This window comes from Pseudomonas sp. 2024-210 (assembly GCF_045062345.1).
Lineage (GTDB): Bacteria > Pseudomonadota > Gammaproteobacteria > Pseudomonadales > Pseudomonadaceae > Aquipseudomonas.
This window is the reverse complement of record NZ_JBJGEJ010000041.1, coordinates 1-1247: the sequence shown is the minus strand read 5'-3', so window position 1 is coordinate 1247 and position 1247 is coordinate 1. Positions and strand designations below refer to the sequence as shown.

Genomic DNA, 1247 nt, shown 5'->3' with positions numbered 1-1247 from the left:
TGATCTTGCCCAGCACGAGTGGACACCCCGTTAAGCGATAAACTGCAACGAGGTGAACCATGGCAAGAACCGCTACCCCGATGAAACAGAACCGTACCCGTCACTCCCAAGCCTTCAAGAATGAAGCGTTGGCGCTGGCCGAGCGAATTGGCGTTAGTAAAGCGGCCGAACAGCTTGGTCTTCATGCGTCTCAGCTCTATGGCTGGCGCAGTAAGCAGCAGCAGACCCTGAGCAGCAGTGAGCGCGAACAGTCACTGGCCGACGAAAACGCCCGCCTCAAGCGGCTCCTGGCCGAGCAAGCCGAAGAACTGGCCATCGTAAAAAAGGCCGCGGCGTACTTTGCGAAGAGCCTCAAGTGAAGTACGCCTTCATGAGGACACATGCCCCAGCGTTTCCGGTGAAAGCCATGTGCCGTGTTCTGGGTGTCGCCCGCAGTGGTTTCTACGCCTGGTGCTCACGCGAGCCATCCACACGCCACCAGCAACGGGCCGAGCTGGATCAGCGGGTCGCGCAAGCGTATAACGCCCGTAAGGGCCGCAGTGGCGCCCCGCGGCTGTGCCATGACCTGTGGGAAGCCGGGCTGCGCTGTAATCGCAAGACGGTTGCAGCCTCGATGCAGCGACAAGGCTTACGCGCCAAGGCGGCCAAGAAGTTCAAGGCCACAACCAACTCCCGACACTCGCTCCCGGTGGCAGAGAACCTGCTCAAGCAAGACTTCACAGCATCAGCACCCAATCAGAAATGGGTGGGCGACATCACCTACCTGCACACGGACGAGGGCTGGCTGTATCTCGCCGTAATCATTGATCTGTACTCGCGCATGGTGGTCGGCTGGGCCATGAGCGAACGCATGACGGCTGACCTGGCCTGCGATGCTCTGCACATGGCGCTGTGGCGGCGAAAGCAGCCAAAGGGAGTGATCGTACACAGCGACCGCGGCAGTCAGTACTGCTCAACGGCTTATCAGGGTCTAATCCGCGCTCATCAGCTGCGATGCAGTATGAGCGCGAAAGGCAACTGCTACGATAATGCGTGTGCGGAGAGCTTCTTCCACAGCCTGAAGGTCGAATGCATCCATGGCGAGCGCTTCATGAGCCGCGCCCAGATGCGTGAAACCGTGTTTGAATACATCGAAACCGACTATAACCGCCAGCGGCGACATAGCACGCTGGGGCACATCAGCCCGCAAGCCTACGAGGCCCGGATGAGTGCTTGAAACTGTGTCCACGGTTGCTGGGCAAGATCAA

Annotated in this window: 1 protein-coding gene; it reads left to right on the top strand. The window is 59.4% G+C overall.

Annotation, left to right across the window (positions count from 1 at the left end):
- Window positions 1-59: 59 nt before the first annotated feature.
- A protein-coding gene (locus ACI7MX_RS22975) for an IS3-like element ISPa20 family transposase (protein ID WP_088500313.1) occupies window positions 60-1216 on the top strand; the annotation gives its coding sequence in 2 pieces (ribosomal slippage) (window positions 60-318 and window positions 318-1216; 1158 coding nt in all).
- The last annotated feature ends 31 nt before the right edge of the window (window positions 1217-1247 follow it).